This window comes from Helicobacter zhangjianzhongii, from assembly GCF_030249855.1.
Classification (GTDB): Bacteria; Campylobacterota; Campylobacteria; order Campylobacterales; family Helicobacteraceae; genus Helicobacter_B; species Helicobacter_B zhangjianzhongii.
The window spans coordinates 297,975-323,746 of record NZ_JANURN010000001.1 but is presented as its reverse complement, the minus strand read 5'-3'; the positions used below and the strand labels follow the sequence as shown (position 1 = coordinate 323,746).

Below are 25,772 nucleotides of genomic sequence, written 5' to 3'. Positions count from 1 at the left end.
CACAATGACTATTGGTGGTGTGTGGGATTTCCGTGTGCCTAGACGCACGCTTTTTGCCCTAAAGCACGCTCTAGAATCCAAACATCCCGCCATCACGCACATTGTCTTTGAGCAAGATGCGATCATTGACCTAGCCTTTGGGATTTTTCTAAAAACGCATTTACACAAAGCCTCAGAGATCCAAGCGAGCGAGCATATACGCGCCGTGCTTGATCAATGCTTAGTTAGCACGATCCCGCTTACGCCTAAGCGACACTTATTCCGCACACTGCTTACTTCACTTGGCAAGTGGGTTTATAGCTTTTATCAAAGCTTTTTGGATTTTTTAAACTTTGTGGGTATGAGCTTTTACTATCTAGCACTATCTTTATGGAGACGCGATGTCCGCTTGACCCCCCTGCTCTATCACATCAATGAATCTGGCTTTAAAGCCCTGCCTGTAAGCTTGCTTACCGCTTTTATTGTGGGCTTTGCCATAGCATTACAAGGAGCAGTGCAGCTAGAGCTTATGGGCGCGCCAATGCTAAGTATTGAGATGACAGCAAAGCTTTCTTTGCGCGAGATGGGTCCTTTTATCCTAGCTCTTGTCATCGCTGGGCGCAGTGCCTCAAGCTTTACTGCACAAATTGGCGTAATGCGCCTAACTGATGAAATTGATGCGATGAAAACGATGAATTTCCACCCCATTACATTTCTTGTGATTCCAAGGCTTTTCGCGCTCATTGTCGTTATGCCGCTTCTAGTGTTTTTAGCCGATGCATTCAGTCTTTTAGGCGGTATGCTTGCTGTGTATGTGCAGCTAGGGATTGATATGGGGACCTATATTGATCGCGTGTATGAGAGTGTGAGCTGGTCGCATTTTTTCATCGGGCTTGTGAAAGCCCCCTTTTTTGGCGCGGCGATTGCGCTTGTGGGCTGCTTCCGTGGATTTTGTATCAAGGAAAACACCCAAGAGCTAGGGCGCATTACAACTATTAGCGTGGTTAATGCACTTTTTTGGATCATTGCTATCAATGCGGTGTTTTCTTTCATCACTTCAAGGCTTGGGATATGAAGCCCATTATCCAAGTCCAAAATCTCTGCACCGCTTATGGCAATCATCTTATCCACGATCACATTAGCTTTGATGTGTATGAAGGCGAGATTTTTGGGATCTTAGGGGGTAGTGGCAGTGGGAAATCCACCCTACTTCGCTCAATGATCCTGCTTAATCGCCCCAAAAGTGGCAGAATCCTAATCTTTGATGAAGATATTTGGCAACTTAAAGACCCCAGCACTCTGCTTACGCGCTGTGGTGTGCTCTTTCAGTTTGGCGCACTTTTTAGCTCATTAAATGTGCTAGAGAATGTCGGCATACTCCTTGAAGAATACAGCGCATATCCGCAATCAAGCATTACCGAAGTGGCAAAATACCTGCTTGATCGCGTAGGATTAAGCCCAAGATCCTATCATCTCTACCCGCACGAGCTAAGTGGTGGTATGAAAAAGCGCGTGGGATTAGCGCGAGCTCTAGCTCTAAATCCTAGAATCCTCTTTTTAGATGAGCCTAGCAGCGGGCTTGATCCAAGTAGTGCGCAGCAGCTTGATGAGCTTATTTGCGCTTTGCGGCTAGAATTTACAATGACGATTGTGATGATCACGCACGATTTAGATTCTATCAAAGACACTACTGATAGGTTTTTAATGCTAAAAGATGGGAAGATAGAATTTTTGGGCAATCTTAGCGAACTTGCACAAAATGCACATACGCTAGATTCTAGCAATATATTTTTCAGCAAACGAGGAGAGAGACTATGGAGAGAAATGTAAATTATGTGCTTATAGGGGGGATATTTTTTGCCATACTTATTGGGCTTATTGTCTTTATCTTGTGGTTTGGCAGGATCAGTTTTAATGAAGATAAATTCCGCATTTATACGATCACGACAAGCTATGACATCTCTGGCATTGCGGTAAAAACGCCCATTAAATATAAAGGCATTACCATTGGACATATCAAGCACATAGGCTTTGATACAACACAACTAGGCGTGGTCAAAATCACCCTACTTATCCAGCGATCTATCCCCATAGCCAAAGGCTCTAGCGTGCTTATCGACTCTCAAGGGCTAGCTGGACTTAGCTATCTCGCCTTGCGCCAGAATCCAAAGGGCGAGATCATTGTCAATGATGATGATGCGGTTTTGACCCTTGATCAAAGCTTCTTGGGCAAGCTTAGTGATAAAGCAGATTCTGCACTAGAAGAAATGCTTGGCGTGCTTGGCAGTGTAGAAAAGCTCCTTAGCGAGAAAAATGTCAAGCACATTAGCAGCACACTCACCTCGCTTGATCAATTTTCCCAAAGCCTACCCGCACTTAGTAGCAACATCAATCGCGCGCTAGAATCTATCAATGGAGAGCTAGAAAATGGTGCAGGCGCGATGATCGCCCCCACACTCTACCAAACGCAAAAAAGCCTGCAAAATCTCGATATCCTTTTGCAAAAAACATCAAATCTCTTAGATAAATTTGATGATAATCCCTATCCTACGATTTTTGGAGAGAAAAAATGACAATATTTTCCTATATAACGCGCTTTTACCGCTATGGATTCATCATTACACTAGCCCTAGTAAGCTTTCAGGGCTGTGTCAATATCAAAGCAAGCTTGCCAGCATATAGCTACTACACCCTAGAATCCACAGAGACACAAGGATACAACCACACTACCTTTAGCACAATAGCCCTTGAGCTTGAAGTCCTGCCATATCTCAATACCCAGCGCATTATGCGTATCTCCCCACAAGCCAAAGCACAAGCCCTTACTACGACAAAGTGGATCACTCTTCCCTCGCTACTACTGCAAAACACACTAGAATCTAACGCTAGAATGCAAGGTGTAATCCTAAGCACACTAGGTGCGCATCCTATAAAGCTTCACATCAAAGTGCGTAAATTGGCTATTTATGAAGAAAGCAAACAAGCAATTGTCGCACTAGATTACACTTTATTACAAGGGCAGAGTATCTCTAGAGTCCGCACACTACTAAGCGTAGAAAATGTCCAAAACTCCAGCGAGCAAGCAATGATCAATGCCCTACAAAGCGCACTAGATTCTGCTGCAAAAAAGATCCAAAACGCACTGTGTGATGATACCAAGCTATGCACATCTCCTAAAGCCACACCACACTAAGCTATCCCATTATGCAAGGAGATATTATGCAAATCCCAAGCTCTTTACAAACCCCCCGCTTAAGCGCGAGCCTTTTGCGCAGGATTTTTGTCGCTGCTTCTATCCGCAGGTGGAATGACCAAGCCTGTCCGGTGGAGTTTGTCGAGCTCGATAAACAAGCACATAAAATGGTCATCGCCTATATCTTTGCCAAATATGAAGAAATGTCGGGCAAAGAGATTGATTGGGAGCGGCTTATAGAGTATTTTTGCTTTGATTTTTTTGAGCGTGTGGTGCTTACAGATATTAAGCCCCCGGTATTTCACGAGCTACAAAAGCTTCATAGAAAGGAGCTTGCGAGCTTTGTTACAAGCGAGCTTGCGAGCGATCTTTGTGGGTATAAATTTTTCTCATCATTAGAGCATTACTTCAAACACCCACCGCATAATATCGAAAAGCGGATTCTACAAGCCGCCCACTACTATGCCTCAAAATGGGAGTTTGATATTATTTATCACTTTAACCCCACGATGTTTGATGTGGGCAATATCAAAGCTATCATTGATAAAGAAGTAGAAAAGCACTATGACTTGCAAGGTATGAAACAAGTTGTGCTATTTAAGCAGATCAATGAGATTATCACGATGTTTGGGCAGCTTAGATTCCAGAAGCGATGGAGTCAAACACCGCGCGTGCCGGCGACTTCTGTGCTAGGGCATACGCTTGTGGTAGCCCTTTGTGCGTATCTTTTAAGCCTTGATATGCCCTCTTGCAAACAAATGCGTATCAATCACTTTTTAGGTGGGCTTTTTCACGATTTGCCAGAGATTTTGACACGCGATATTATCTCCCCTATCAAAAGCTCCATAGCAGGGCTGGATGAGCAGATTAAGCAAATAGAAGAGCGCGCCGTAGAAGAAAAAATCTTAGCCCACCTCCCAGAATCTATCCGCGCCGATATTGTGTATTTCACGCAAAATGAATTTGCCAATCGATATAGAATCGAGGATTTTACGCATTATACGAAAGATTCTAGCGAGCTTTTTGCCCACTACAATAGCGATGAGTATAATCCTGTGTGTGGTGAATTTTTGAAAGTATGCGATCATTTAAGCGCGTTTTTAGAAGCGAGAATCTCCATCGCGCACGGCATTTCTAGCCACGATTTAGTGCAAGGTGCGCAAGGGATTTTAGAAAAGCGCAAGGATACGCAAATATGCGGACTTGATCTAGGGGTGTTGTTTAGGGATTTTATCTAGTGGTGATGAGCAGATTTGACAAGTAGCTATGAGTTGGATTGATTTTTGCTTATTCATAGAAACTAGATTCTACATCATTGTAAAGTAAGGGTAAAATATGCACAGCAGACACAATCATAGCAGTCCCATAAGCTTGCACACAAGCACAAATCGCACACTATTTGTGAAAATACTTTGGGCTTTTCTCTGGCTCTGTGTGATTGGTGTGGTGCTACTTACAAGCAGCGGTTGCTCGCTGTTTGAATATATCCAGCGCAAAGCCACGCAGGGCAACATTAACGGCGATAATTGGTATGTGCAAAAGATTGTAATCGATAATAAAGAGACCTTTTATGCCCCGCAAGTCCTAGCTGCTAATGCCAAACAACGCCTAGCAGCGATTGACTCTAACTCTAGCTATGATGAAAAATCCCGCCTTAAAGAAATCGCCCAAATTGACGAAGTAGCGACACTAAACTTTGATACCCAACAAGGCAGAATCTCTGGACAAAGCGGGTGCGGGTCATATTTCTCAAGCTATGCGTGGAGCGATAGAGAGCATATCGAGCTATCTAATGGAAGCTCCACACGCAAGCTCTGCTCTCCCGGAGAGATTGTGCGCTTTGAATTCCGCTTTATCCGCGATCTAGAAGGCAGCTTTAAAGTGATCCAAAAGTCCAAAGACCACCTTATCCTAGAGGGCAAAGAGATGACAATCTATCTCTACCGCGATCTCTCAAGCCCGCAAGCCTAGATCAATGCTCTATCGCTTGTTGTGTGGCTTGGGGCTTGCTTGCACTCTAGCCCTAGCCGATCCTGCTCCTAAAATCTTTGCGAAGTGTATCGCTTGCCACGGCGCAAATGGGCAAGCAATCGCCCCCGGGGCAAAAGGTGGCACTAGCATAGCCGGCTTAAGCCAAGCAAAAATCATCGCAGACCTTAAAGGCTATCGCGCTGGGCTAACCGATAATGGCGGAGCTAAAAGCATTATGTATATACAAGCACAGAATTTAAGCGATGCAGAGATACAAGCCTTAGCAAAATATATTTCTAATCTCCCCAAAGCCCCACACAAAGTCATAGATACACCACAACCATAAAGCTGCGTTTGTGTATAATACCCCACTTCCTACCCAAAGGCTATCTATGGCATATATCCGCCTTGATTCTCAAGCATTTTTCCACAATCTCACCGCTATCCAAAATACACTCTCTCACACTCCACACCCCCCCAAACTCGCTCTCGTGCTAAAGGATAACGCCTATGGACACGGGCTGCAGCAAATCGCGCCCCTAGCCAAGTCCTTTGGCATAGAATCTGTGTTTGTCAAAAACTATGAAGAGGCTATCAGCATAGCCCAGCTTTTTGACACGATCACCGCGCTCTATGGCGAGATCCCGCCAAATGCCCCTAGCAATATCTGGGCTTCTATCCCATCGCTTCAAGCCCTACAATCCTGCGCCACCGCACACAAAAACGCCCACCAAATGCGCCATATCGAGCTAAAGGTCAATATCGGTATGCACAGAAATGGCATTGCTATCAATGAGCTAGATCGCGCATTATCACTGCTTGAAAACTCGCGGCATATCAGGCTTGCTGGGGTGCTTGGGCATAATGGCTATGGGGACAATGATAATGAAAGCTTTTTTACCGCGATACAAGCATTTAGCGATGTGAGAGAAAAGGTGCGCAAATGGTGTGAAGCGCGCAACTACCCTATGCCTAGATTCCACTCTCTTAGCACCAGCGGAGCTCTGCGCCTTGGCTTGCATAATGCTAGGAGCGATGATCTAGGCGATGTCGTGCGTATCGGTATCGGCGCGTATGGGTATCACACAAGCGAGCTGCCGCTACATATCGCGCTAAAGCCCATCGCTAGCCTCTATGCACAAAAAATCTCTAGCTTACATCTCAAAAAGGGCGATAGGATCGGCTATGGTGGAGTTAGTGTCGTGGAAAAAGATGGGGTCTTTAGCACCTATGATGTGGGCTATGGCGATGGATTATTCCGCGTTGGAGCAGAGCAGAGTCTATGCTGTGCTAGCGGGGAGCAAATCCTGCCTGTAATGTCTATGGACTGCTTTTCTTGCCAAAGCCAGAGGGAAGAAATTTGCGTATTTGATGATGTGAGTGCGTGGGCTAGGGCGTTTCACACGATCCCCTATATGATCCTAACGCACCTATCCCCTGCGCTAAAGCGCGTGGTGGTGTGATGTATTTCGCCTACTCACACGCGCCTATTTCTTGCTATTTCGCCCATAGTAGCAGGGATTTTGTCGTGCAAGAGATCCCACTCTATGCCTTTAGCGGCAGTGGCGAGCATAGAATCCTAAGGGTAAGGAAAAAAAATCTAAGCACCTTTGAGCTACTTAGCATCATCGCCCAAGCCTTTAACCTCCCCACAAAATCCATAGGCTATGCTGGCTTAAAGGACAAGCACGCCACCACTACGCAATATCTCTCACTCCCAGCAAAAAGCACGCAAAATTTCTGTGCTATCTTTGACGCCTTAGCAAAGCAGCACGACATAAAGCTGCTTGATAGCACACTGCATAGCAACAAGCTCCGCCTAGGACATTTAAAGGGGAATCGCTTTTTCGTGCGGCTAAAAAAGCTTAATCCCACCAATGCCAAAAAGCTAGAATCCACTCTTGCACACATCGCCCAAAATGGCTTCCCAAACTTCTTTGGCTTCCAGCGATTTGGCATAAATGGCGATAATTATCTCCTAGGGCTATCCCTTAGCCAGCGCAAAAACGCCCAGATAAACCCCTATCTGTCCCTACTAGCACAGCTACACCCAAGCCTTGCTAACCCCCAGAATCCACTTTTTCACACCAAGCGATATAGCCGCACTATGCAGGAGTTTTTCATCTCAAGCTATCAAAGCTTTTTGTTTAATGGCTGGCTACAAGCTAGAATCCAGCTAAGCGCGTGGGCGAGAGAGTTTAATGTAAAAGATCTACAAGAAATCGCACGCCGCTATGCCACCGCCCCAAACCCCCTAGAATCCACTTTTGCCCCACCACTTGAAACCCCCCTTCAAAGTGCGCAAAATGCGTGTATCGCCACCCTTTGTGCGCGGTTTTTACAATCTCTCCCCAAAGTCGCCCTAGAATCCTTATGCGCCCAGCCCCAAGCTTTCACGCTTTTAGATGGCGATCTATGCTGCCACTATCCTTATGGCAAGCTTTTTACCCTAGATTCTGCTACACAAGCAGAGTGCGAGCGATTTAGCCAGCAGGGCTTCTCCCCCACAGGCGCGCTAAGTGGGCAGAATCTAAAAGCCCCAAGCACACTTGCAGGGCAGCTAGAGCAGAGCTTCCTAGCTCCAATCCCCGCTCCTAGCTCTAGGCGATATGCGTGGGTGTGGGCAAGCGATGTAGAGTTTGACTACAAGCCAGAAGTCGCCCAAGCCGAGCTACACTTCAGCCTGCCAAGTGGAGCGTATGCCACAAGCTTTTTAGAGCAGGTGCTAAAGCGATCCCTAGCCCCAAATCCCCCCAAACAATAAACCAAAACACGCTACAATACGCAAAAATCAAGGAGAAAGCGATGGATTTTCAAGCAATCTTGCAAAAAAACGCGCTAAAGACCTATGCCGTGCTAGCGATCTATGTGCTTATCTTTTTGCTTATAGGGCTTTTGGTCGATATTGTGCGTATCAACGCCCCAAGCCTTGAGTATGGATTCTACTTGCTCCTAAGCCTAAGAGAATTCCCCCTTATCACCGCTCTTACAAGCCTTGTGGCAGTATGTATCATTTGGTATAGTCTCTCGCGCTTTGATGCCATTATGCTCTCTGGTGATGAGTATGAGGAGCTGCCCCAAGGTGTGCGGCTAGAGCCACTCCAAGCGCGCGTGCGCAACGCGCTTGATGATGTGCTACGCCGCTCTTCTAGCGCGACTTCCCCTAGACTTTACCTTATCCAAGCACCCTATATGAATGCCTTTGCAAGTGGCTGGAGCGGGTCAAACTCTCTTATAGCCATTACCAAAGCCCTAGCCCTTAGCCTAGATGACCAAGAGCTAAAGGCTGTGCTAGCCCACGAGCTAAGTCATATACGGCACGGCGATGTGCGGCTGACAATGTGCGTGGGGATTTTGAGCAATATTTTGCTGCTGCTGTGCAATAGCGCGGTGTATCTTTTCCTAGGGGGCAATCGCAGTGATGGTGCGAATAAAGCTCGCACCATCTTGCTTGTGCTGCAATTTATCCTGCCAATCCTAACCCTTTGGCTGCAGATGTTTCTAAGCCGCAGTAGAGAGTATATGGCAGATGCAGGCAGTGCCTATCTTATGCATAATCCCACCCCTCTCATAAACGCATTGCAAAAGATAGAGGCAAGCTACAAGCGCAATGACTTTTCCCAGCTTGACACCAACCCAACGCGCCAAGCCGCCTATATCTTTAGCATTAGCGAAGCCTTTAGCACCCACCCAAGCATAGAAAACCGCATACAATCTTTGCAAGGACGATAATGAGCGATACAACACAAGTAGAGCAGGCATTCCGCGCATTTTGTGCGCGTATAGGCGAGGACCCCAATCGCGCAGGCTTATCCAACACCCCCAAACGCCTCCAAGAGCTAGAATCCACTTTATACAGCGGCTATACCACAAGCCCCAAAGACGCTTTAGGAGCACTTTTTAGCAATGATAGTATGGATCAAATGGTGCTAGTCAAAGATATAGAATTTTACTCAATGTGTGAGCATCATCTCTTGCCATTTTTTGGGGCTATCCATATCGGCTATGTGCCTAGAGATACACTCGCTGGATTTAGCGGGATCGTGCGCTTAGTAGAAGCCTTTGCCAAGCGATTGCAAATCCAAGAGAATCTCACCAATCAAATCGCTGATGAGCTCTCCTGCCTCCTTAAGCCAAAGGGTGTTATGGTCGTATGTGAGGCGCGGCATTTGTGTATGAGTATGCGCGCTAGCAACCAGAATCCACTTATCAAAACAAGTGCCTTGCGCGGATTGTTTAGAAGCGATCCCAAAACACGCGCGGAATTTTTAGAGCTTTTATCCTAAGGACTACTATGAAGCTAGAATCCACTTTTGAAAATGCAAGGATTTTGATGCGCTGGGGCGTGCTGGGTATGCCTATTTGCGCACTGCTTGCTTTCATCGCTGTATCCGATCTTGATATGCTCCTATTTGTCTCACTTGGTGGCTATGTGTGTGCGCTGCTTTGCTATATGAGCGGGGCATATCTGTTTTCCAAAGCTACACGCTCATCGCTTTTTATGCTTAATTGTGCGCGGTTTTTTGCCTTGCTTGTGTTTATCATCTTGCTTAGTGTGCTCACAGAAATCTTTAATGATGATATGTTTGGCTTGATTATTATCTGTCTTAGTTGCGCGATTTTTAGCGTGGTGTTTTTGCTCCTAGAGCGTAAGATCGCCCTAGAGCTATATGCTAGGACGGAGGTAAGGTATTTTGTGCTAGGCTTTAGAGTGCGCTTGGTATTTGTCGCGCTTTTTGTGGGTATTTGCTTGATCATAGCCTTTAGCATAGGGGCTGGGCTTGAGCTGCAATCATCAATAGCAGCCCTAAACAACGCCGATAATCTTAAGCATTTTTGGCAGCAAAATCCACTTGTGCTTGTGTATTGCGCCATAGCTCTTATTATGCTTGTCTCTTTATTTGTCTCATCGCTGCTTTACATTATGGCGTATTGGAAGATCTGCCATTATAGCAGTGAGCCGCGACCTAGCGAGTGCAAGGGACTTTGTGGGTGCAAATAGCCAAAATCCTAGAGCTAGATTCTCTGCATAGTGCATTATTATCGTGGTATCACGCCTATGGGCGAGCTAATCTCCCTTGGCGCAATTTGCCGCGCGATGGGAGCTATGCATATCACATCTACATTAGCGAGATAATGCTCCAGCAAACGCAAGTTTCTCGCGTGCTAGAATCCTACTTTTTCCCCTTTCTTGCTCGCTTCCCCACTCTATCCGCGCTAGCAGATTCTAGCCAGCAAGAAGTGCTGCATTTGTGGCAGGGGCTTGGCTACTACTCACGCGCTAGGAATCTCCACGCCTGTGCCAAGCTTTGTGTAAAGCAGTATAACTCTATGCTACCTGATAGCTTGCGTGCTTTGCAGGCGTTGCCCGGGATTGGGGCTTATACAGCTGGGGCGATTTTGTGCTTTGGCTTTGGGCAAAAGGCGTCCTTTGCTGATAGTAATATCGCGCGTGTTTTGCAGCGGCTTGTAGGCAAGCCCTTGACACAAAGCCAGCTACTAGCCCTAGCAGAGTCTTTGCTCCCGCAAGCGGACAAAGTTTTTGACTATCATCAAGCCTTAATTGATCTAGGTGCTATGCTTTGCACAAGATCTCCACAATGCGTCAAATGCCCCATAGCAAGCCACTGCGCTAGTGCCTTTAAGCCACCGCTCCCACCTAAGCCAAAGCCTAGAATCCCCCTAACCCTCCACCTAGCCCTAAGTCAAAAGCGAGATTCTATCGCTTTGTGCAAATCACAAGATAAGCTCTACAAAGACCTCTACAATCTCCCCCTACTCGCCAAGCAAGAAAGCCACCAAAGCCCCCTACCTACGCACCATCTACTAGGCTCTTTCACCCACGCCTATACCAAATACACCATCACCGCCTATGTCTATCAAGCCCCCAAGCTAGCAAATGCCACCTACTACCCCCTAAACGCCCTCCCCCCTATCGCCAATCTCACCAAAAAGGCATTACGCTATCTTTAATCAACCCTTTATGCAAAACTTGGGTAAAATGATTAGAATTTTCATTTGTAAGGGGTGCTACTTATGCCTAGACAACATAATGTCAAAAGAGATGAACACTTCGGGCTACTAGTAGAGCCAGATACGCTAATCACTTCCAAAACAGACCTAAAAGGCATCATCACCTACTGCAATCACGACTTTTTGACTTATAGCGGATATGCTGAAAATGAGCTTATCGGTAAGCCGCATAACATTATCCGCCATCAAGATATGCCTGCTTGTGTTTTCAAGCTACTATGGGACTACATACAAGATGGGCGCGAGATTTTTGCATTTGTGAAAAATCTCACTAAATACAAAGAGCATTATTGGGTTTTTACCAACATCACGCCATCATTTGATGATAATGGCAAGATCATAGGCTACTACTCTGTGCGGCGTGCGCCAAATCTCGCCGTGATCCCAACGATAGAAGCCCTCTATAAAGACCTGCGATCCCTAGAATCTAACGGCTATGACCAAAGCCTAAAAGCCCTGCAAGAGTTTGTAAAATCCCAAAACAAATCCTACAACCACATCATCTGCGAGCTTCAAGAATCCAAATAATGACAGAGATAAGCAAGCGTTTTGGCATTATCGGTGTGGGCGGCTATGTCGCCCCTAGACATTTACGCGCGATTTATGACAATGGTGGTAAGCTTGTGTGTGCGCTTGATTTGCACGACTGCGTAGGCGTGCTAGATCGCTACTTCCCTAATGCAGAGTTTTTCACCAAGCAAGCAGATTTTATCCGCTATGCACAGGCAAATCACTTAGATTTTCTTAGCATTTGCACGCCTAATTTCTTGCATTTCTCCCATATTGCCCTAGCCTTAGAGCTTGGGGCAAATGCGATATGTGAGAAGCCTCTAGTCTTGCGCACAAGCGAGCTAGCCACATTGCAAAGCCTAGAATCCACTTTAAGCACACAGGCTCATTTCGCGCGTGTTTATGGGATCTTGCAGCTACGATTGCACCCACAAATCCTAGCCCTAAAGCAGCAAATCCACGATGAGCTAGCCCTAAATCCTACGCACTGCTATGCTCTGTCTTTGCGCTACATTAGTGCTAGGGGGAAGTGGTATCACACATCGTGGAAGGGTGATATGCAAAAAAGCGGCGGGATTGTGTGCAATATCGGCGTGCATTTGTTTGATATGCTGGCGTTTGTGTTTGGGGATTTTATGGGCAATACTCTTACTTACTATGATGATAAACGCGCAAGTGGTGTGGCAAGCTTTGCCCACGCGCAAGTGAAATGGCTGCTCTCTATCGACAGAGATGATATGGATTCTGGTAAGCTAGGGACAAAGACAAGCCGCGCTCTGCGGATTTTAGAGGAGACAAGCCCCCCTCCGTGCGATCGCGCTGCTTTGAGTGTGGATTTTTCTAGTGGCTTTGAGGATCTCCACACCGCAAGCTATAAGGAAATCTTGCAAGGCAGGGGCTTTGATCTAGCAGCGCAGCAGCAAGCCATCACAATCATAGAGTCCATAACCAAACAAGCCCTTGCCACAAATACTGCAAGGTTATAAGATATTTTACTTTTTTTAGTGATTTTATGTAGATTCTAGGCTTTAGGCGTGTTTTCAACTTTGCATAAGCTGCATTCTCCTACAATCCACACTTCCACGCCTAGAATCCACTTGCTACTAAGGACATCAATGCTGAAAAACATTATGCGTTTTTATGCACAAGGCTTTGCAAATATGACGCTTGGCAGGACATTGTGGAAAATCATCATCATAAAGCTTCTTGTGATTTTTATCGTGCTGAAGTTTTTCATCTATGGCGATTCTATCCGCGATCTAGGTGGGGCAGATGAGAGGAGAGATTTTGTCCTAGATAATCTTGCCCCCTAGAATCCACTTTTACCCACAAAGATACTTCAACCCCACTTTAGAGCAAAGGAGCAGTAATGGATCATATTGATTGGAGCAGAGCGCAGTTTGGGCTAACGGCGATTTATCACTTTTTGTTTGTGCCTTTGACCTTGGGGCTATCATTTATCGTAGCGATTATGGAGAGTATCTATCTAAAGACCAAAGATGAGCGGTGGAAAGCTATCACGAAGTTTTGGCTCACACTTTTTGCGATAAATTTTGCTATCGGCGTGGCGACAGGCATTATTATGGAGTTTGAGTTTGGGACAAATTGGGCGAATTATAGCTGGTTTGTAGGCGATATTTTTGGCGCACCGCTAGCGGTTGAAGGTATTGTGGCGTTTTTCTTAGAGGCGACATTTTTTGCGGTGATGTTCTTTGGCTGGGATAGGGTCTCACCGCGCTTCCACCTGCTCTCTACTTGGCTTGTGGCAATTGGCAGCAATCTTTCAGCCTTTTGGATTCTCGTAGCTAATGGCTGGATGCAGTATCCCATAGGCACGATGTTCAATCCCGCTACGGCTAGAAATGAAATGACAAGCTTCCTAGAAATCGCGCTCTCCCCTGTGGCAGTCTCAAAGTTTCTCCATACAATCGCCTCTGGCTATGTGATTTCTGCTCTTTTTGTGATGGGGATTAGCGCGTGGTATTTGCTACAAGGTAGGCATATCCTTTTAGCAAGGCGTAGTCTAGTTGTGGGGGCTAGCTTTGGACTTTTGACTTCTGTATTTTTGTTTTTCAGCGGCGATGAGAGTGCGTATCAAGTTACGCAAAAGCAGCCGATGAAGCTAGCGGCAATGGAGGGAATCTATGATGGCGAGCATAGGGCTGGGCTTGTGGCATTTGGGATTTTAAACCCTGCTAAAAAGCCCGGCGATAGCGAGCCGACATTTTTGTTTGACTTTACAATCCCTTATGCGCTCTCAATCCTAGGGCAAAGAGACACGCAAGGCTTTATCCCCGGGATCAATGACCTGCTCTTTGGCAATGAAGAAAAGGGCATTGCAAGTATGGATTCTAGGATAGAGAGCGGGAAAAAGGCAGTGCAAGCTCTAAGTGATTTTACCGCGGCTAAAAAGCGTGGCGATAGCGCGGCAATGGAAAGATCCCAGCAAATCTTGCAGGCAAATATGTCAAATTTTGGCTATGGCTATCTGGAGTCTAAGGAGCAAGCTGTGCCGCCCATTGCTATGACTTTTTATAGCTTTCATCTTATGGTGGCTCTTGGGAGCTTGTTTTTCTTGCTCTTTATCATCGTGCTATATCTCTGTATGGCAAACAACATCAACAAATTCCGCAAGATCCTATGGCTTTGTGTGATTGCTGTGCCATTTGGCTATATCGCCGCAGAAGCGGGCTGGATCGTGGCAGAGGTGGGGCGGCAGCCGTGGGCGATCCAAGATCTAATGCCTGTGCATATTGCTGCGACAAATCTCGCGCATACAAATGTGCAGATTTCATTTTTCATTTTCTTAGGACTCTTTACACTGCTTTTATGCGCGGAGCTTGGGATTATGGCAAAGCAGATTAAAAAGGGCTTTGCCACACACGCAAGAAGCGAGAAGGAGTAGGCGATGTTTTTTGGACTTGATTTAGCGCAGTTGCAGGTGTATTGGTGGGTGATTGTAAGCTTGCTTGGCGGGCTTTTGGTGTTGATGTTTTTTGTGCAAGGGGGGCAGGGGCTTATGGATAGGCTAGCCAAAACAGAGGAAGAAAAATCCCTGCTTATCAATGTGCTTGGGCGCAAATGGGAGCTTGGATTTACGACTTTGGTGCTATTTGGCGGGGCGTGCTTCGCGGCGTTTCCGCTCTTTTATAGCACGAGCTTTGGTGGGGCGTATTGGGTGTGGCTAGCGATTTTGCTCTGCTTTATTATCCAAGCTGTAAGCTATGAATATCGCAAAAAGCAGGGCAATCTCCTAGGCACAAAAACCTATGAGACATTTTTGAAGATCAATGGGCTTTTGGGGGTATTTCTCATCGGTGTGGCAGTTAGCACATTTTTTGCCGGGAGTGCCTTTGTGCTTGATGATATGCGCTTTGTGCGCTGGGAGCATAGCCTAAGAGGATTAGAGCAGCTGGGGAATCCGCTTAATTATCTCCTAGGCTTTGCGCTGGTGTTTCTAAGCAGAATGCTGGCAGATAGCTACTTTATCAATGCGCTGGATTCTAGTGCCATTGTCCAAAGAGCGAAAAAGGACTTATTACTAAATACTGCGCTATTTTTGCCATTTTTCTTGGGCTTTTTGGTGTGGATTTGTCTAAAAGAAGGATTCTATGTCAATGAGAGTGGCGCGGTGAGTATGCAGGCATATTTGTATGGCTTGACATTTTTGCATAAGCCTTACTTACTTATTTTGCTGCTTGTGGGGGTCGTGCTTGTGCTAGCTGGAATCTACCTTAGCCTTGTGGATAAAAAGGGCATATTTGCGCTTGGGGCTGGGGCGGTGTGTGCCGTTATGGCGGTGCTGCTCAATGTCGGGCTTGGGGAGAGTGCATTCTACCCATCAAGCACAGATTTGCAAAGCTCACTTACCATAGCCAATGCAAGCTCTAGCTACTATACCCTCTCTGTTATGGGCTATGTGAGCTTGCTTGTGCCTTTTGTGCTAGGCTATATCGCGTATGTATGGCGGTGTATGGATAGCAAGAAGTTTAGTCCAAGCGATTTAGATGAGCATTCTTACTAAGGAGTTGTTATGCTATATACACTATTTTTGATACTGCTGTGGCCCCTAGTGATCTTTCTGTGCTACAAATTTATTTGCTTAAATATCACAGAGCTAAACAACAGAGAAAAACACCTAGATCCCTAGATCTAGGCTTATTTGAAGCTACTACCACACTATAAGACATACGCTATAGATTTTGAAGAATTTTATTAAGCTCCATGGTCTTTTCTTTTTGACTAAGCAATGTCTTTTCAAGCGTTTCTAGGGACTTTGGGCTAATGTATTCTAGCAGTTCTACAATATGGCTATATTTGGCGAGATTTGGGTCTTGTAAGCAGAATCTTTGAAGCATTTTGTGCGGTGAGCTTTGGGAGAAAAGCTCCTGCTCATACACACCCAACGCATCGGCGATAAATGGAATCATATCTGCCTTTAGCTCGATATTGCCATTAAGATAGGCATAAATGCTAGAGATTGTGGGCGTCTCACCCGTTTTATTTGCACGCAAGCCTAAGTCTATAAGCCGATTGGCAAGCTCTTTTTTGCTTAGGTTTTTTGCTTTTAGAATCTCATTTATGCGATCAACGACTTTCATCGACTTCAACCTCATCATCTACTTACTTATTGATTATGGATATTTGGTATTGATTTTAATAAGTAAATTATTTAAAAAGAGTAATTTAAGTATTGCTTAACGATAATTATCTATAATTATCACTCAATCAAAAAAAGGAGTTCAAAATGGCTTATATCGTTAAGGTAGAAAGTAATAAGGCAAAATTGTATGAAAATGGCTCTTTCAGGCGCAGTGTAGGAAGTAATGTTTCTAGTGCGAGCTGCGATGATGAATGGACAATTTGTATAGAAAATGGGAGAGCGAAACAATATAACACAAAGACAGGAAGCTTCAAACGCTCAATAGGAGACTCAAACGCGGTATCAGCGCAGATCAATGGAGATTCTATAGTTATTTCCTATGCTAATGGCAGAGCTAAAGAGTATAAAGCTTCTAGTGGTAGTTTTGTTAGGAGTTGTTAGGAGTTTTGTGTAATGAATCTTAAAGGTAGTATAAAATCCCCAGCATTTCAAAACCTGATTATAGGCATTATCATTTTAGATTCTATAATTTTGGGAGCATTGACATTTTCATTTTTGAAAAACAATTCTATCCTTATCGCTATTGATAGAATCTGTTTATTGTTTTTTTGCATTGAAATGTGCGTGAAAATCCTTGTGCTACGCAAAGAGTTTTTTCTCTCAAAATGGAATCTTTTTGATTTGTTTGTAGTGGTTTTATCTGCCTTGCCGACGACAATCATAGGCAATATTGCTATCCTACGATTGTTTAGGGTGCTTAGAGCTGCGCGACTCTCTTCATCTGTGCCACAGCTTCGGTTTGTCATCGCAGTTATCACAAGGAGTATCCCTAGTGTTGTATCCATAGGTGTTTTGCTCTTGCTTGTGTATTATATCTATGCGGTGCTTGGCACACAGCTTTTTGCCACAGCTGCGCCAGAATATTTTGGTGATTTGGGCAAGAGCTTTTTCACACTTTTTCAAGTGATGACAGGGGAGAGTTGGAGCGGAGCGATAGCACGACCTATTATGCGAATATATCCTTATGCGTGGATATATTTTATAAGCTATATGATCATTGTGAGTTTTATCGTGCTAAATATGGTCATAGGCGTGATTGTTGATAGCATTAGTGAGATAAAAGCTCAAAAACTAGAAAGGGATAATAAAGATGTATGAATACGATATACACAAGCGGTTTAGCGAGAAAAATGCAAGGTGGTATGAATGCTACCTAGAAGACTCTCTCTACAAAAGCGATAGCGTAGGTGTGGGAGCAAATACAGGAAGTGGGGCTAAAGGCGGCAGGAAGCTAAAGAGCTTTTATGATGAGCTTTGTCGGCATATTTTTGATATAAATCTTAACTTGCTTGAGCAAATCGGCGACTTTCCTATCACATATAATGAGCGCAGCAACTCTGCGGCTATCGCTATGGCACTCTCCTGCCTTACGCCTTATGTGATAAGTGAATATGGTGTGGATTGCAAAGGTGTAGATTTGCGAGAGGACGAAAGCCAAAATGAAAAGCAAAGACGCACGATTGACTTTTGGTGTGCGACAGAGGGGGCTAATGGGTTTGATATATGGATAGAATCTAAACATTTATGGCTTAATGTCGGCAAAAGGGCTAAGTGGGAGTTTAGCAGCAGCTGCATAGGGCGCATTAAAGAAGCCATTACACAAGTGCGCGATATAGGGCAGCTGCAACAAGCAGGAAAACTCGCGGATTACGATAGCTTTAAACTCGCGCTTTTTTCTATCAATGTCTATTGTGCAAAAGAGCAAGCCCCAGATATGAGCGAGCTAGATTCTATTCCCTACGAAGTGGCAGAGATGATACAAAATGTCGCAAAGCAAATGGGTGCAAGCCCACAAGGTGTGCTATGCTCCGCCCTTGATTTGCGCCCTAGTATTGATACACCTAAAGAAAACACCTATCATCTCTATGAGAAAGAATACCTGCCCTTTGTGCTTCTATGCGGCGTGGTGCTATAGCTAGATTCTAGCTAAGATCTAAGGGCTAGAGCCAAAATCTGCTATAATGCGCGCTTCTTAGATTTTATACGCAAAGGATACACAATGGCAATCGGTATGAGCGAACTCAAAAAAGGCTTAAAAATCGAGATTGAAGGGATTCCATATAGGATCGTAGAATATCAACATGTCAAGCCCGGTAAGGGCGCGGCGTTTGTGCGTGCAAAGATCAAGTCATTTCTCGATGGCAAAGTGATTGAAAAGACCTTCCACGCAGGCGATAAATGCGAGGAGCCAAATATCGTAGAAAAGCCTATGCAATACCTCTACCACGATGGCGAATACTATCAATTTATGGATACAGAATCGTATGAGCAAGTCGCTCTAAGCGAGGATCAAGTAGGCGATGCCAAAAAGTGGCTGCTTGATGGCTCTAGCGTGCAGGTGCTGCTGCATAATGACAAGGCGATTTCTGTGAGTGTGGCGCAAATTGTCGAGCTAAAGATCATAGAAACCCCTCCAAACTTCAAGGGCGATACTTCCTCTGCTGGCAAAAAGCCTGCCACACTAGAGACAGGCGCGGTAGTGCAAATCCCTTTCCATATCCTAGAGGGTGAATGCATACGCGTAAATACCGAGACCGGCGAATATGTCGAAAAGGTCAAATAGCCTTTATCCCCCTAGAATCCACTTTTCACTTGCGGTTATTGCGCTCTCTTGCAAGCGGTGCTTGCATCGCGCGGCTATCCATAAGCAATAAACACAACAATCACAAAGCGAAGCTTCTTTAGAAAAAGTGGATTCTAGGCTTAATGCCGCTTTTCTCTCACTCGCGAGACTTCCGCAAGGAAGTCGTGGCGATCCATAATCCTTGCAAGTGGATTCTAGTAATGATTATTCTGCTAGCGCAGAATTTATGGATTGCCACGCCACTGCTGGCGCAGTGTCTCGCAATGACAGAAAAAGCGTTGCTACTAGAATCCACTTTTGAAATTTGGATCGCCACACCACTAAAGCGACTCGCAAGGATAGAAAACAATGGATTACTTCGGTCGCATTGCTCGCCCAAGACTACATCGCTTAAACGCAAGACCATCACGCTAGGCGCATAAAATTTTGCAATATCTGCTTCCCACATTGACTTAGCACAGCCTCTGGGTGAAATTGTATCCCATAAATAGGCAGCCTTTTATGCGCGATAGCCATAATCACGCCCCTATTGTCATAGGCTATGACCTTGCAGGATTTGGGGCATTGCGAGACAAAAAGTGAGTGATAGAGGCAGATTCTAGGCTGCTTTTTGAGCTTTCTAAAAATAGGCGATTTTGTGTAGTGTAGCGTGTGGAGCTTGGCGTGGGTGGGGGACTCTAGCCTAGAAATCTCTCCGCCAAAGGCATAGGCGATACACTGATGTCCTAGGCAGATCCCTAGAATGGGCGTGCGTTTTTTATAATACTGTATCGCCTGGACACTAAAGCTAGCTTCCTTGGGGGAGTTTGGACCCGGTGAAATCACTAGATGAGAAAAGCGCAGGCAGCGCAAATCACTAGGGTGTGCCACGCTGGCACTTTGGATCACTTCGCACGCATAGCCAAGCTCCCTAAAATACAGCGCGATTGTATAGGTGAAAGAATCATAATTATCAATAATTAGCACGCGCTTCATAGCCGCACTCGCCTAGCCCCGCGCACAGAGTTGATACAATAAATCGCGCTCGCGCTCTCCAAATCTCTGGCATACAGCACGCGCTCTTCTATCGCACCCTTTTGGAGCAAAAATTGCCGATACACGCCACCAAGCAGTCCGCTACTCAGGGGCGGCGTGTAGAATCGCCCTCCTTGTTGCAGCACGATATTGCTCCTACTTCCCTCGCACAGCTCGCCCCTTTCATTGCAAAACGCCACATCATAGCAGCGATTTTTCCGCCATAAATGGCTGTGTGAGTCATACACTTCGCGCAAAGAGCTTTTATGATAGAGGTGATCGCTGGCACTTTGAAGCGTGATAGGACTAAGCAGCAGCACATCGCTTGTGGCGGGGTGTAAGGGGGCAAAAGTGGATTCTAAGCTGCCATCTCTATGTAGCACAAGTCGCAAGATGATAGGATCGCTTTTGGATTGGGGGCTAGAATCCACTTTTTGACTAGCAAGGCTTTTTGCTGGCTTTGGCAGCACCGCTTGCAGTGTGTGGCAATCCATTGGCATTTGACTAGAATCCACTTTGTGAAACAACTCTCTATCAATGCCCAAAAACTCGCGGCTCAAAGTGGATTCTAGGGCGTTAAACCCTCGCATAAATTCATCAATACCCCCTGTATCAAAGCCTAGCTTCCTAGCAGAATCTAGCAATCTTTGCTTATGGGCTTGTAGTAGCACTATGTGATCATCTTGTAGCAGCATAGTCTCAAACAAATAGCACTCTTTAGCTCGCAAAATCTCTGCCTTTAGCCCAAGCTCCTCCCACTCATCTTGCGCACGAGACTCCCAAGTGATACCGCCACCCACACCATAGCAAAACCGCTCGCCCCTGTGCCGCAAGGTGCGTATCGCCACACTAAAGCTCGCGTGCTTCTTATGCACCACGCCTATACTCCCGCAGTAAATCCCCCTCTCCCGCTGCTCTAGGCTCTCTATAAGCGTGATTGTCTCGTGCTTTGGCGCACCTGTGATCGAGCCGCAAGGAAAGAGTGCTTCAAAAATCTCATACAAGCCCACGCGCCTTTTTAGCGTGGCTGTGATAGTAGAGGTCATTTGATAGAGCGTGGGGTAGGACTCTATGTCAAAAAGCCTTGTGTGCAGGCTATGTAGCTTGCTGATTTTAGACAAATCATTTCGCAGCAAATCCACGATCATTAGATTTTCACTTTTGTTTTTCCAATCTTTAGCGAGCTTGCGCTTATTGCCCTTGCCTTTTGGCATTGTGCCTTTCATCGGCTTTGTGGTGATCTCCCTGCCCTTTAGGCTGAAAAATAGCTCTGGGGAAAGCGAGATGATCGCGCCATTTTCTTTTGGGATAAAGGCTTTATACGGCGTATCCTGCCTAGCACAAAGCAAGTCAAACAGCGCGCTAGAATCCAGCTTCGTGCTGCACTCTAGCTCTTGTGTGAGATTGACCTGATAGCTTCTGCCGCTAGCAATCGCCTCTTTAACCGCGGCAAAATCGCGCAAATAGCGGGCTTTATCAAGAGGGTGCAGCACACTTGGAGCAAAACGCTCTTGTGCTATGCCCTCTTTTATAAAGGCTCTTTTACTCCTAAAGCCATAAAACACACAATAAGGCTTTGCGCTCTCATAGCTTTCATCACGCAAATAGCGATAAAACTCATACTCCACAAACCCTACAAAAAACAATGTGTGCTTATGGGACTCGATATAGGCAAAAAGCTCTTTGCTTTGCTTTTGATTGTGGGCTTTGAGAGACACGACACAATCATAGTAGCACCATTTGCCAAAGACACACGACTCCATACTAATGGCAATCAAGCACCGAGCTATATCGCTCCCCATAGCGATAATTATCAATTATCCCGCTCCAGCGCACACTTTGCTTAGGCTTGATAGGCTGGGCTAGCACTTGTGTGTAGGCATTTAGCGGTAGAAGCGTATCTTGCAGAGTGATAAGCAGGCTTTGCTTAGGATTCTCGCGCAAGGGCGTGATAGTAAGCATACATTCTTTCATTTCTAGCTTGCTAAGATTGCGGATAGTTAGATCAAAGCTAAAGCCACTTGTATAGACAAAGGGCGCGAAATGCGTGTAGCTGACCTTGATAGGATAGAGAAAATGCCGCATCACAAATGCCACACCAAAAGGCGTGATAAACACAATACACAGCTCAAGCATAACACACAGCATAAACACCAAGCGATACCGCCAAAAAATCAATAAAAAGAAAAATACCAGCACAAATACTAAGAAAAATAGCCCAAACACTGCCATCTCTGGCGTTTTGATATGCATAGATGCGCTTGCTATGAGTGTCTTAAGCCCTAGAAAATTATGCGCTATATCCATACACGCCCCTATATCTAATAACGCGAGATAAGCATTTTATAGCGCAAGAGCATTTTATCTAATGCGCTTGCGATAAGCGCACGCGCATCGCTGAAAAATGCTTGGATATTATTGCTTGGGAGATGCAAGGCAGCAAGCATTAGATTCTGACAGATATGGGCGATCGTGCCTTCAAAGAGAATGCCCACATACGGGCTGCTCGCGCTCTTTTTCGCACAGAGATTAAAGACCTGATCCACCCAGACAAAAAGCTCTTGCTTACTCACAAGATCGCAAGCAAGCATAGAAGAAAGCTGCTGCTTGAAGTCCTGTATCTCTTGGAGATAAAAATCACTGCGGCAATCGCTAAAGACAGCGTGCAAATCGCTAGTAAAGTAGCTTTTGAGTAGTTTAATATATTTGGATTTTTTATTTTTCTTCAAGGCAAATTCGCTTGAGTGCGTGGGGCGAGCACCTTCTATATATGCCCCCATACCGAGATTTAAGATGGTCTTTGGCTTGTAGGTTTTAATGGCTTGAGAGAGCATTTGGGCGGAGAGCAAAAAGATAGAATCACTATATACAGCATAATTTTCCGGCATAGATTCTAGCATCGCTTGATTTTCGTGGTCAAAATTTGGGCGCACGGGGATAGTGCCTTTGGGGAGATTCTCTAGGCTAAAGGCTTCTTCTTTGCCATAGGCAGAGTCTTTCGCGTGCTTGCCAAAGCCTAAAATATAGCCACAATCAAGCCCACACATCAGCACCTCACTCCCTAGCTGGCACGCAAGGGCAAAGCCTGCATTCCCCACAAATGGTGCGCAAAACTCCATTACATAAGGGCTTTTAAACATATAGCCACTCGCACTGCCCCCACGCATAAAGACATACCGCTCATTTGCTAGCCCTAGCGCGCTAGGATTTATCATATTGCCACAGAGCAAGGGCGTTTTGCCAAGGACTGGGCGCAAGTAGTCTGCTAGATAGTCTATGCGCTCTATTTCTATGTGAAAATCTGGCTCAATCCCTGCGTGCTTTAGCGGGGCGAGTGCTGTCCCGCAGCTAAAGATGATCATATTTGCTTGATTTACTTTGATAAACTCTAAGCTAGAATCCAAGCTCGCGCCATTGCCCACCACACAAATAGGCATATCAATGCGCTTTGGATTCTGGAGAAAATAGTTGTGCTTGTGCTTGCTTGGGAGATTTTCTAGGGTATTTTGTATGCCTATCATCTCATCTTCAAAGCTCCCCCATCCACGCGCATTGCTCAAATGCTCTTCATTGACAATTTGCATAGCAGAATCCATTTTAGGACTCTCATAGAGATTAAGCTCTAGGCGCAAGAAGTTATTAGTGATTTTCTGGCGTGCGAAAAAATTGCGGATAAAAAAGCGATTCACCAAATCTTTGACAAACAAATAGCACGCCCCATCGCTCACGCTCTCAAAAAGCCTAGGATAATCCACAAAATAGCAGCTAATGCGAAACATATCGAGATTTTCTTCAAAGATTAGCAATGAGTGGAAAAACACTCCCTTTTCACGCAAAAACTCTACAAACATTCCCCCAAGTAGCCCAAAAATCGTAGTGCTAGGCAAGAAATCCTTGCTTAAAAAATACTCTTTCACGCCATTGTGCGTAAAAAGCAGGTCAATGAAGCCATTGCACACTTCAGCAGTGATAGGGAGCTTTTGCGTATCCATTTTGTCAAGATAAGCACCATTTGAGTGGATATGCCATTTATCATTTTTCAAAGGCGATAGACTTAGGGCTTCATTGATTGCTACCATTTGTGAGATGCCATCTTCCACAGGGTAGATAAGCTCATTGCTGGCAAGATTTAGGATATTTATGCCTTGTGTGTTGATGATGAGATTGTAGTCAGTGGGGTCATTTTTCAGCGCGTCAAAAAGCTCTGGGGAAGTTTTGTGAAAATACTCCATATTACGCACAAATCGCGTGGAAATCTCTTGCTCTAGGGCTTTTGTATCATCTGCTTTTAGGAGAGAAAGTAGCATAGAGAGCCTTATTAAGTGGGTGTTATAGCGGGAATTGTAGCATATTATTTGTGTGGATTATTTTGCACAAGCAAGCGATAAGCAAGAATATAGGCGATGATAAAGACTAAGCAAGTAAGCATAAGCGCAGAAGTGTTAGCATAAAAAAATGTCGCTAGGATAATAAAGGGTGCATTGGCACAGATGAGTATAAAAGAGGTTAAAGGATTGTTGCCTAGCTTTTTGAAAAGGAGCATATGGAAGTGTTTGGAGTCTGGCTGCATAGGGGATTTCCCAGCGAGTTTTTTTCTTAGTATTGAAAATAAGACTTTTCATAACTAAATTTACTAGAATCCGCGTTTGGATTCTATGCCTTTAAGGGAGCATATAGTAAGGCTTTGCTAGAATCCAGCCTTTGTGTTGTGATTATATTACTCAAGGCTCTAGGATATGTGGATTTTGCTGTATTTGCTTGTGTTTTTTCTCTCTTTTTTAGTGCTACAAGGGGTGATACTCATTAGCAAGAAATATCAGCTTTTTGTGGATTCTAGTAGCTCTTCCAAACCACAGAGATTCCACTATCGCCCTACTTCTCGTGCTGGTGGTCTTGGCGTGCTAGTAGGCGTGCTAGTAGGGTTTGCTTCATTTGGGCTACTTTCTAGTGCGTGGGTGTATTTTATCGTGGCGTGTTTGGTGATATTTGCTAGCGGATTTGTGGAGGATATGGGGGTGTCTCTTAGCCCCAAGCTTCGCTTGCTTATCCAATGCTTTGGCGCAAGCGTGGCGTGTGTAGCTATGGAAAATGCGTGGCTTAGGGACTTGGGACTTGGGTTTGAGTTTGTTTATGTGCTAGGCGTGGCGTTTGGGGTGTTTGCAGTTGTTGGCGTGTGTAATGCGATGAATATCATCGATGGCTTTAATGGCTTAAGTGGCGGCGTGGCGGCGTGTGTGTGTGTGTCGATTATCATCATAGCAAAGCAGGTAGATATGCTTCCCATTGCCATTGGGTGCGCGATTTTGCTAAGTGCGATTCTGGGATTTTTGGTGCTAAATTTTCCCAAGGGCAAGGTATTTTTAGGCGATGGTGGCGCATATCTCATAGGATTTTTTTTAGCCGTGATGCTTGTGCTACTCACACAAGAGCCATCTTCTATCGTTAGCCCTTGGTATGGGTTTTGCGTGATGATTTATCCAGTTTGGGAAGTCTTATTTTCAATACTAAGGCGCAAAGTGATTGATAAAAAAGAAGCAATGCAGCCTGATTCTGCGCATTTTCATACACTCCTTTTCAAAAAGCTAGGCAACAATCCTTTAACCTCTTTTATACTCATCTGTGCCAATGCACCCTTTATTATCCTAGCGACATTTTTTTATGCCAACACTTCTGCGCTTATGCTTACTTGCCTAGTATTTATCATCGCTTATATTCTTGCTTATCGCTTGCTTGTGCGCTAGGCTAAAGCCCCAAATCACTGCCGATACTCCTGCCACAAAACATAGAGCAAATTTAGGTGACAAATTTAGGAACTTTTTTTGCTT

At 45.2% G+C, this 25,772-nt stretch carries 30 protein-coding genes; 24 read left to right on the top strand and 6 right to left on the bottom strand.

Annotation, left to right across the window (positions count from 1 at the left end; genetic code table 11):
* Positions 1-4: 4 nt before the first annotated feature.
* The 18 genes from NYG90_RS01485 to NYG90_RS01400 all read left to right on the top strand — a co-directional run bounded on the left by NYG90_RS01485 (position 5) and on the right by NYG90_RS01400 (position 15,710).
* Positions 5-1,054: an MlaE family lipid ABC transporter permease subunit gene (locus tag NYG90_RS01485; protein ID WP_434062720.1), complete on the top strand. Its 1,050-nt coding sequence runs from the start codon at positions 5-7 to the stop codon at positions 1,052-1,054.
* Positions 1,051-1,809: an ABC transporter ATP-binding protein gene (locus NYG90_RS01480; protein ID WP_115011159.1), complete on the top strand. Its 759-nt coding sequence runs from the start codon at positions 1,051-1,053 to the stop codon at positions 1,807-1,809. The genes NYG90_RS01485 and NYG90_RS01480 overlap by 4 nt, the downstream gene beginning before the upstream one ends.
* Positions 1,794-2,552: an MlaD family protein gene (locus NYG90_RS01475; protein ID WP_285256384.1), complete on the top strand. Its 759-nt coding sequence runs from the start codon at positions 1,794-1,796 to the stop codon at positions 2,550-2,552. Before NYG90_RS01480 ends, NYG90_RS01475 begins: the two co-directional genes overlap by 16 nt.
* Positions 2,549-3,172: an ABC-type transport auxiliary lipoprotein family protein gene (locus NYG90_RS01470; protein WP_285256383.1), complete on the top strand. Its 624-nt coding sequence runs from the start codon at positions 2,549-2,551 to the stop codon at positions 3,170-3,172. The genes NYG90_RS01475 and NYG90_RS01470 overlap by 4 nt, the downstream gene beginning before the upstream one ends.
* Positions 3,173-3,198: 26 nt before the next feature.
* On the top strand, positions 3,199-4,410 hold the full coding sequence (locus NYG90_RS01465) for an HD domain-containing protein (protein ID WP_285256382.1): 1,212 nt from the start codon (positions 3,199-3,201) through the stop codon (positions 4,408-4,410).
* Between the two features lie 97 nt (positions 4,411-4,507).
* Positions 4,508-5,143 (top strand): META domain-containing protein, encoded by a 636-nt coding sequence (locus tag NYG90_RS01460; protein WP_115011155.1) that lies wholly within the window; start codon positions 4,508-4,510, stop codon positions 5,141-5,143.
* Positions 5,144-5,147: 4 nt separating this feature from the next.
* On the top strand, positions 5,148-5,489 hold the full coding sequence (locus NYG90_RS01455; protein ID WP_285256381.1) for a c-type cytochrome: 342 nt from the start codon (positions 5,148-5,150) through the stop codon (positions 5,487-5,489).
* Between the two features lie 46 nt (positions 5,490-5,535).
* Positions 5,536-6,606, top strand: coding sequence for an alanine racemase (locus NYG90_RS01450; RefSeq protein ID WP_285256380.1), 1,071 nt, complete (start codon positions 5,536-5,538; stop codon positions 6,604-6,606).
* Positions 6,606-7,907 carry a tRNA pseudouridine(13) synthase TruD gene (locus NYG90_RS01445; RefSeq protein ID WP_285264617.1) on the top strand — a complete coding sequence of 434 codons (1,302 nt, stop codon included), beginning with the start codon at positions 6,606-6,608 and terminating at the stop codon, positions 7,905-7,907. Before NYG90_RS01450 ends, NYG90_RS01445 begins: the two co-directional genes overlap by 1 nt.
* A gap of 26 nt (positions 7,908-7,933) precedes the next feature.
* Positions 7,934-8,875, top strand: a complete 942-nt coding sequence (gene htpX, locus NYG90_RS01440; protein ID WP_285256437.1) for a zinc metalloprotease HtpX — start codon at positions 7,934-7,936, stop codon at positions 8,873-8,875.
* Positions 8,875-9,429 (top strand): GTP cyclohydrolase I FolE, encoded by a 555-nt coding sequence (gene folE / locus NYG90_RS01435; protein ID WP_285256379.1) that lies wholly within the window; start codon positions 8,875-8,877, stop codon positions 9,427-9,429. Before htpX ends, folE begins: the two co-directional genes overlap by 1 nt.
* An 8-nt stretch (positions 9,430-9,437) precedes the next feature.
* A complete protein-coding gene (locus NYG90_RS01430; protein ID WP_285256378.1) occupies positions 9,438-10,145 on the top strand; it encodes a hypothetical protein in 708 nt (235 codons plus the stop codon).
* Positions 10,136-11,116 carry an A/G-specific adenine glycosylase gene (locus NYG90_RS01425; RefSeq protein WP_285256436.1) on the top strand — a complete coding sequence of 327 codons (981 nt, stop codon included), beginning with the start codon at positions 10,136-10,138 and terminating at the stop codon, positions 11,114-11,116. Before NYG90_RS01430 ends, NYG90_RS01425 begins: the two co-directional genes overlap by 10 nt.
* 63 nt (positions 11,117-11,179) lie before the next feature.
* Positions 11,180-11,704 (top strand): PAS domain-containing protein, encoded by a 525-nt coding sequence (locus tag NYG90_RS01420; protein WP_285256377.1) that lies wholly within the window; start codon positions 11,180-11,182, stop codon positions 11,702-11,704.
* Positions 11,704-12,672 carry a Gfo/Idh/MocA family oxidoreductase gene (locus tag NYG90_RS01415; RefSeq protein WP_285256376.1) on the top strand — a complete coding sequence of 323 codons (969 nt, stop codon included), beginning with the start codon at positions 11,704-11,706 and terminating at the stop codon, positions 12,670-12,672. Before NYG90_RS01420 ends, NYG90_RS01415 begins: the two co-directional genes overlap by 1 nt.
* Before the next feature lie 48 nt (positions 12,673-12,720).
* On the top strand, positions 12,721-12,999 hold the full coding sequence (locus NYG90_RS01410; RefSeq protein WP_285264590.1) for a DUF4492 domain-containing protein: 279 nt from the start codon (positions 12,721-12,723) through the stop codon (positions 12,997-12,999).
* A 56-nt stretch (positions 13,000-13,055) separates the two neighbouring features.
* Positions 13,056-14,591, top strand: a complete 1,536-nt coding sequence (locus NYG90_RS01405) for a cytochrome ubiquinol oxidase subunit I (protein WP_285256374.1) — start codon at positions 13,056-13,058, stop codon at positions 14,589-14,591.
* A gap of 3 nt (positions 14,592-14,594) precedes the next feature.
* Positions 14,595-15,710: a cytochrome d ubiquinol oxidase subunit II gene (locus NYG90_RS01400; protein WP_285256373.1), complete on the top strand. Its 1,116-nt coding sequence runs from the start codon at positions 14,595-14,597 to the stop codon at positions 15,708-15,710.
* A 169-nt stretch (positions 15,711-15,879) separates the two neighbouring features.
* On the opposite strand, the gene NYG90_RS01395 is transcribed toward NYG90_RS01400, so the two are convergent.
* Entirely contained in the window at positions 15,880-16,305 is a 426-nt protein-coding gene (locus NYG90_RS01395) for a helix-turn-helix domain-containing protein (RefSeq protein WP_285256372.1), read from the bottom strand.
* Positions 16,306-16,433: 128 nt separating this feature from the next.
* Between NYG90_RS01395 and NYG90_RS01390 the strand changes: the two genes are divergently transcribed.
* The 5 genes from NYG90_RS01390 (at position 16,434) to NYG90_RS01370 (ending at position 19,355) form a co-directional block, all read left to right on the top strand.
* Positions 16,434-16,730, top strand: coding sequence for a hypothetical protein (locus NYG90_RS01390; protein ID WP_285256371.1), 297 nt, complete (start codon positions 16,434-16,436; stop codon positions 16,728-16,730).
* Between the two features lie 12 nt (positions 16,731-16,742).
* Positions 16,743-17,447, top strand: coding sequence for an ion transporter (locus NYG90_RS01385; protein ID WP_285264589.1), 705 nt, complete (start codon positions 16,743-16,745; stop codon positions 17,445-17,447).
* Entirely contained in the window at positions 17,440-18,264 is an 825-nt protein-coding gene (locus tag NYG90_RS01380) for a hypothetical protein (protein ID WP_285256369.1), read from the top strand. Before NYG90_RS01385 ends, NYG90_RS01380 begins: the two co-directional genes overlap by 8 nt.
* An 84-nt stretch (positions 18,265-18,348) precedes the next feature.
* Positions 18,349-18,912, top strand: coding sequence for an elongation factor P (gene efp / locus NYG90_RS01375; protein ID WP_115011138.1), 564 nt, complete (start codon positions 18,349-18,351; stop codon positions 18,910-18,912).
* Between the two features lie 143 nt (positions 18,913-19,055).
* Positions 19,056-19,355, top strand: a complete 300-nt coding sequence (locus NYG90_RS01370; RefSeq protein ID WP_285256368.1) for a hypothetical protein — start codon at positions 19,056-19,058, stop codon at positions 19,353-19,355.
* Here NYG90_RS01370 and NYG90_RS01365 read toward each other — a convergent pair.
* Genes NYG90_RS01365 through NYG90_RS01345 form a run of 5 tightly spaced genes read right to left on the bottom strand, consistent with a single transcriptional unit; the run spans position 19,339 to position 24,517 of the window.
* A complete protein-coding gene (locus NYG90_RS01365; protein ID WP_285256367.1) occupies positions 19,339-19,908 on the bottom strand; it encodes an anthranilate synthase component II in 570 nt (189 codons plus the stop codon). The genes NYG90_RS01370 and NYG90_RS01365 overlap by 17 nt on opposite strands.
* Positions 19,905-21,764, bottom strand: coding sequence for a chorismate-binding protein (locus tag NYG90_RS01360; RefSeq protein ID WP_285256366.1), 1,860 nt, complete (start codon positions 21,762-21,764; stop codon positions 19,905-19,907). The genes NYG90_RS01365 and NYG90_RS01360 overlap by 4 nt, the downstream gene beginning before the upstream one ends.
* A complete protein-coding gene (locus NYG90_RS01355; protein WP_115011135.1) occupies positions 21,712-22,254 on the bottom strand; it encodes a DUF2393 family protein in 543 nt (180 codons plus the stop codon). Before NYG90_RS01355 ends, NYG90_RS01360 begins: the two co-directional genes overlap by 53 nt.
* Positions 22,255-22,268: 14 nt before the next feature.
* On the bottom strand, positions 22,269-24,254 hold the full coding sequence (locus NYG90_RS01350; protein WP_115012474.1) for a 6-hydroxymethylpterin diphosphokinase MptE-like protein: 1,986 nt from the start codon (positions 24,252-24,254) through the stop codon (positions 22,269-22,271).
* A gap of 44 nt (positions 24,255-24,298) precedes the next feature.
* Entirely contained in the window at positions 24,299-24,517 is a 219-nt protein-coding gene (locus NYG90_RS01345) for a hypothetical protein (RefSeq protein ID WP_147278756.1), read from the bottom strand.
* Between the two features lie 166 nt (positions 24,518-24,683).
* Between NYG90_RS01345 and NYG90_RS01340 the strand changes: the two genes are divergently transcribed.
* On the top strand, positions 24,684-25,688 hold the full coding sequence (locus NYG90_RS01340) for a glycosyltransferase family 4 protein (RefSeq protein ID WP_115011131.1): 1,005 nt from the start codon (positions 24,684-24,686) through the stop codon (positions 25,686-25,688).
* Positions 25,689-25,772 lie beyond the last annotated feature (84 nt).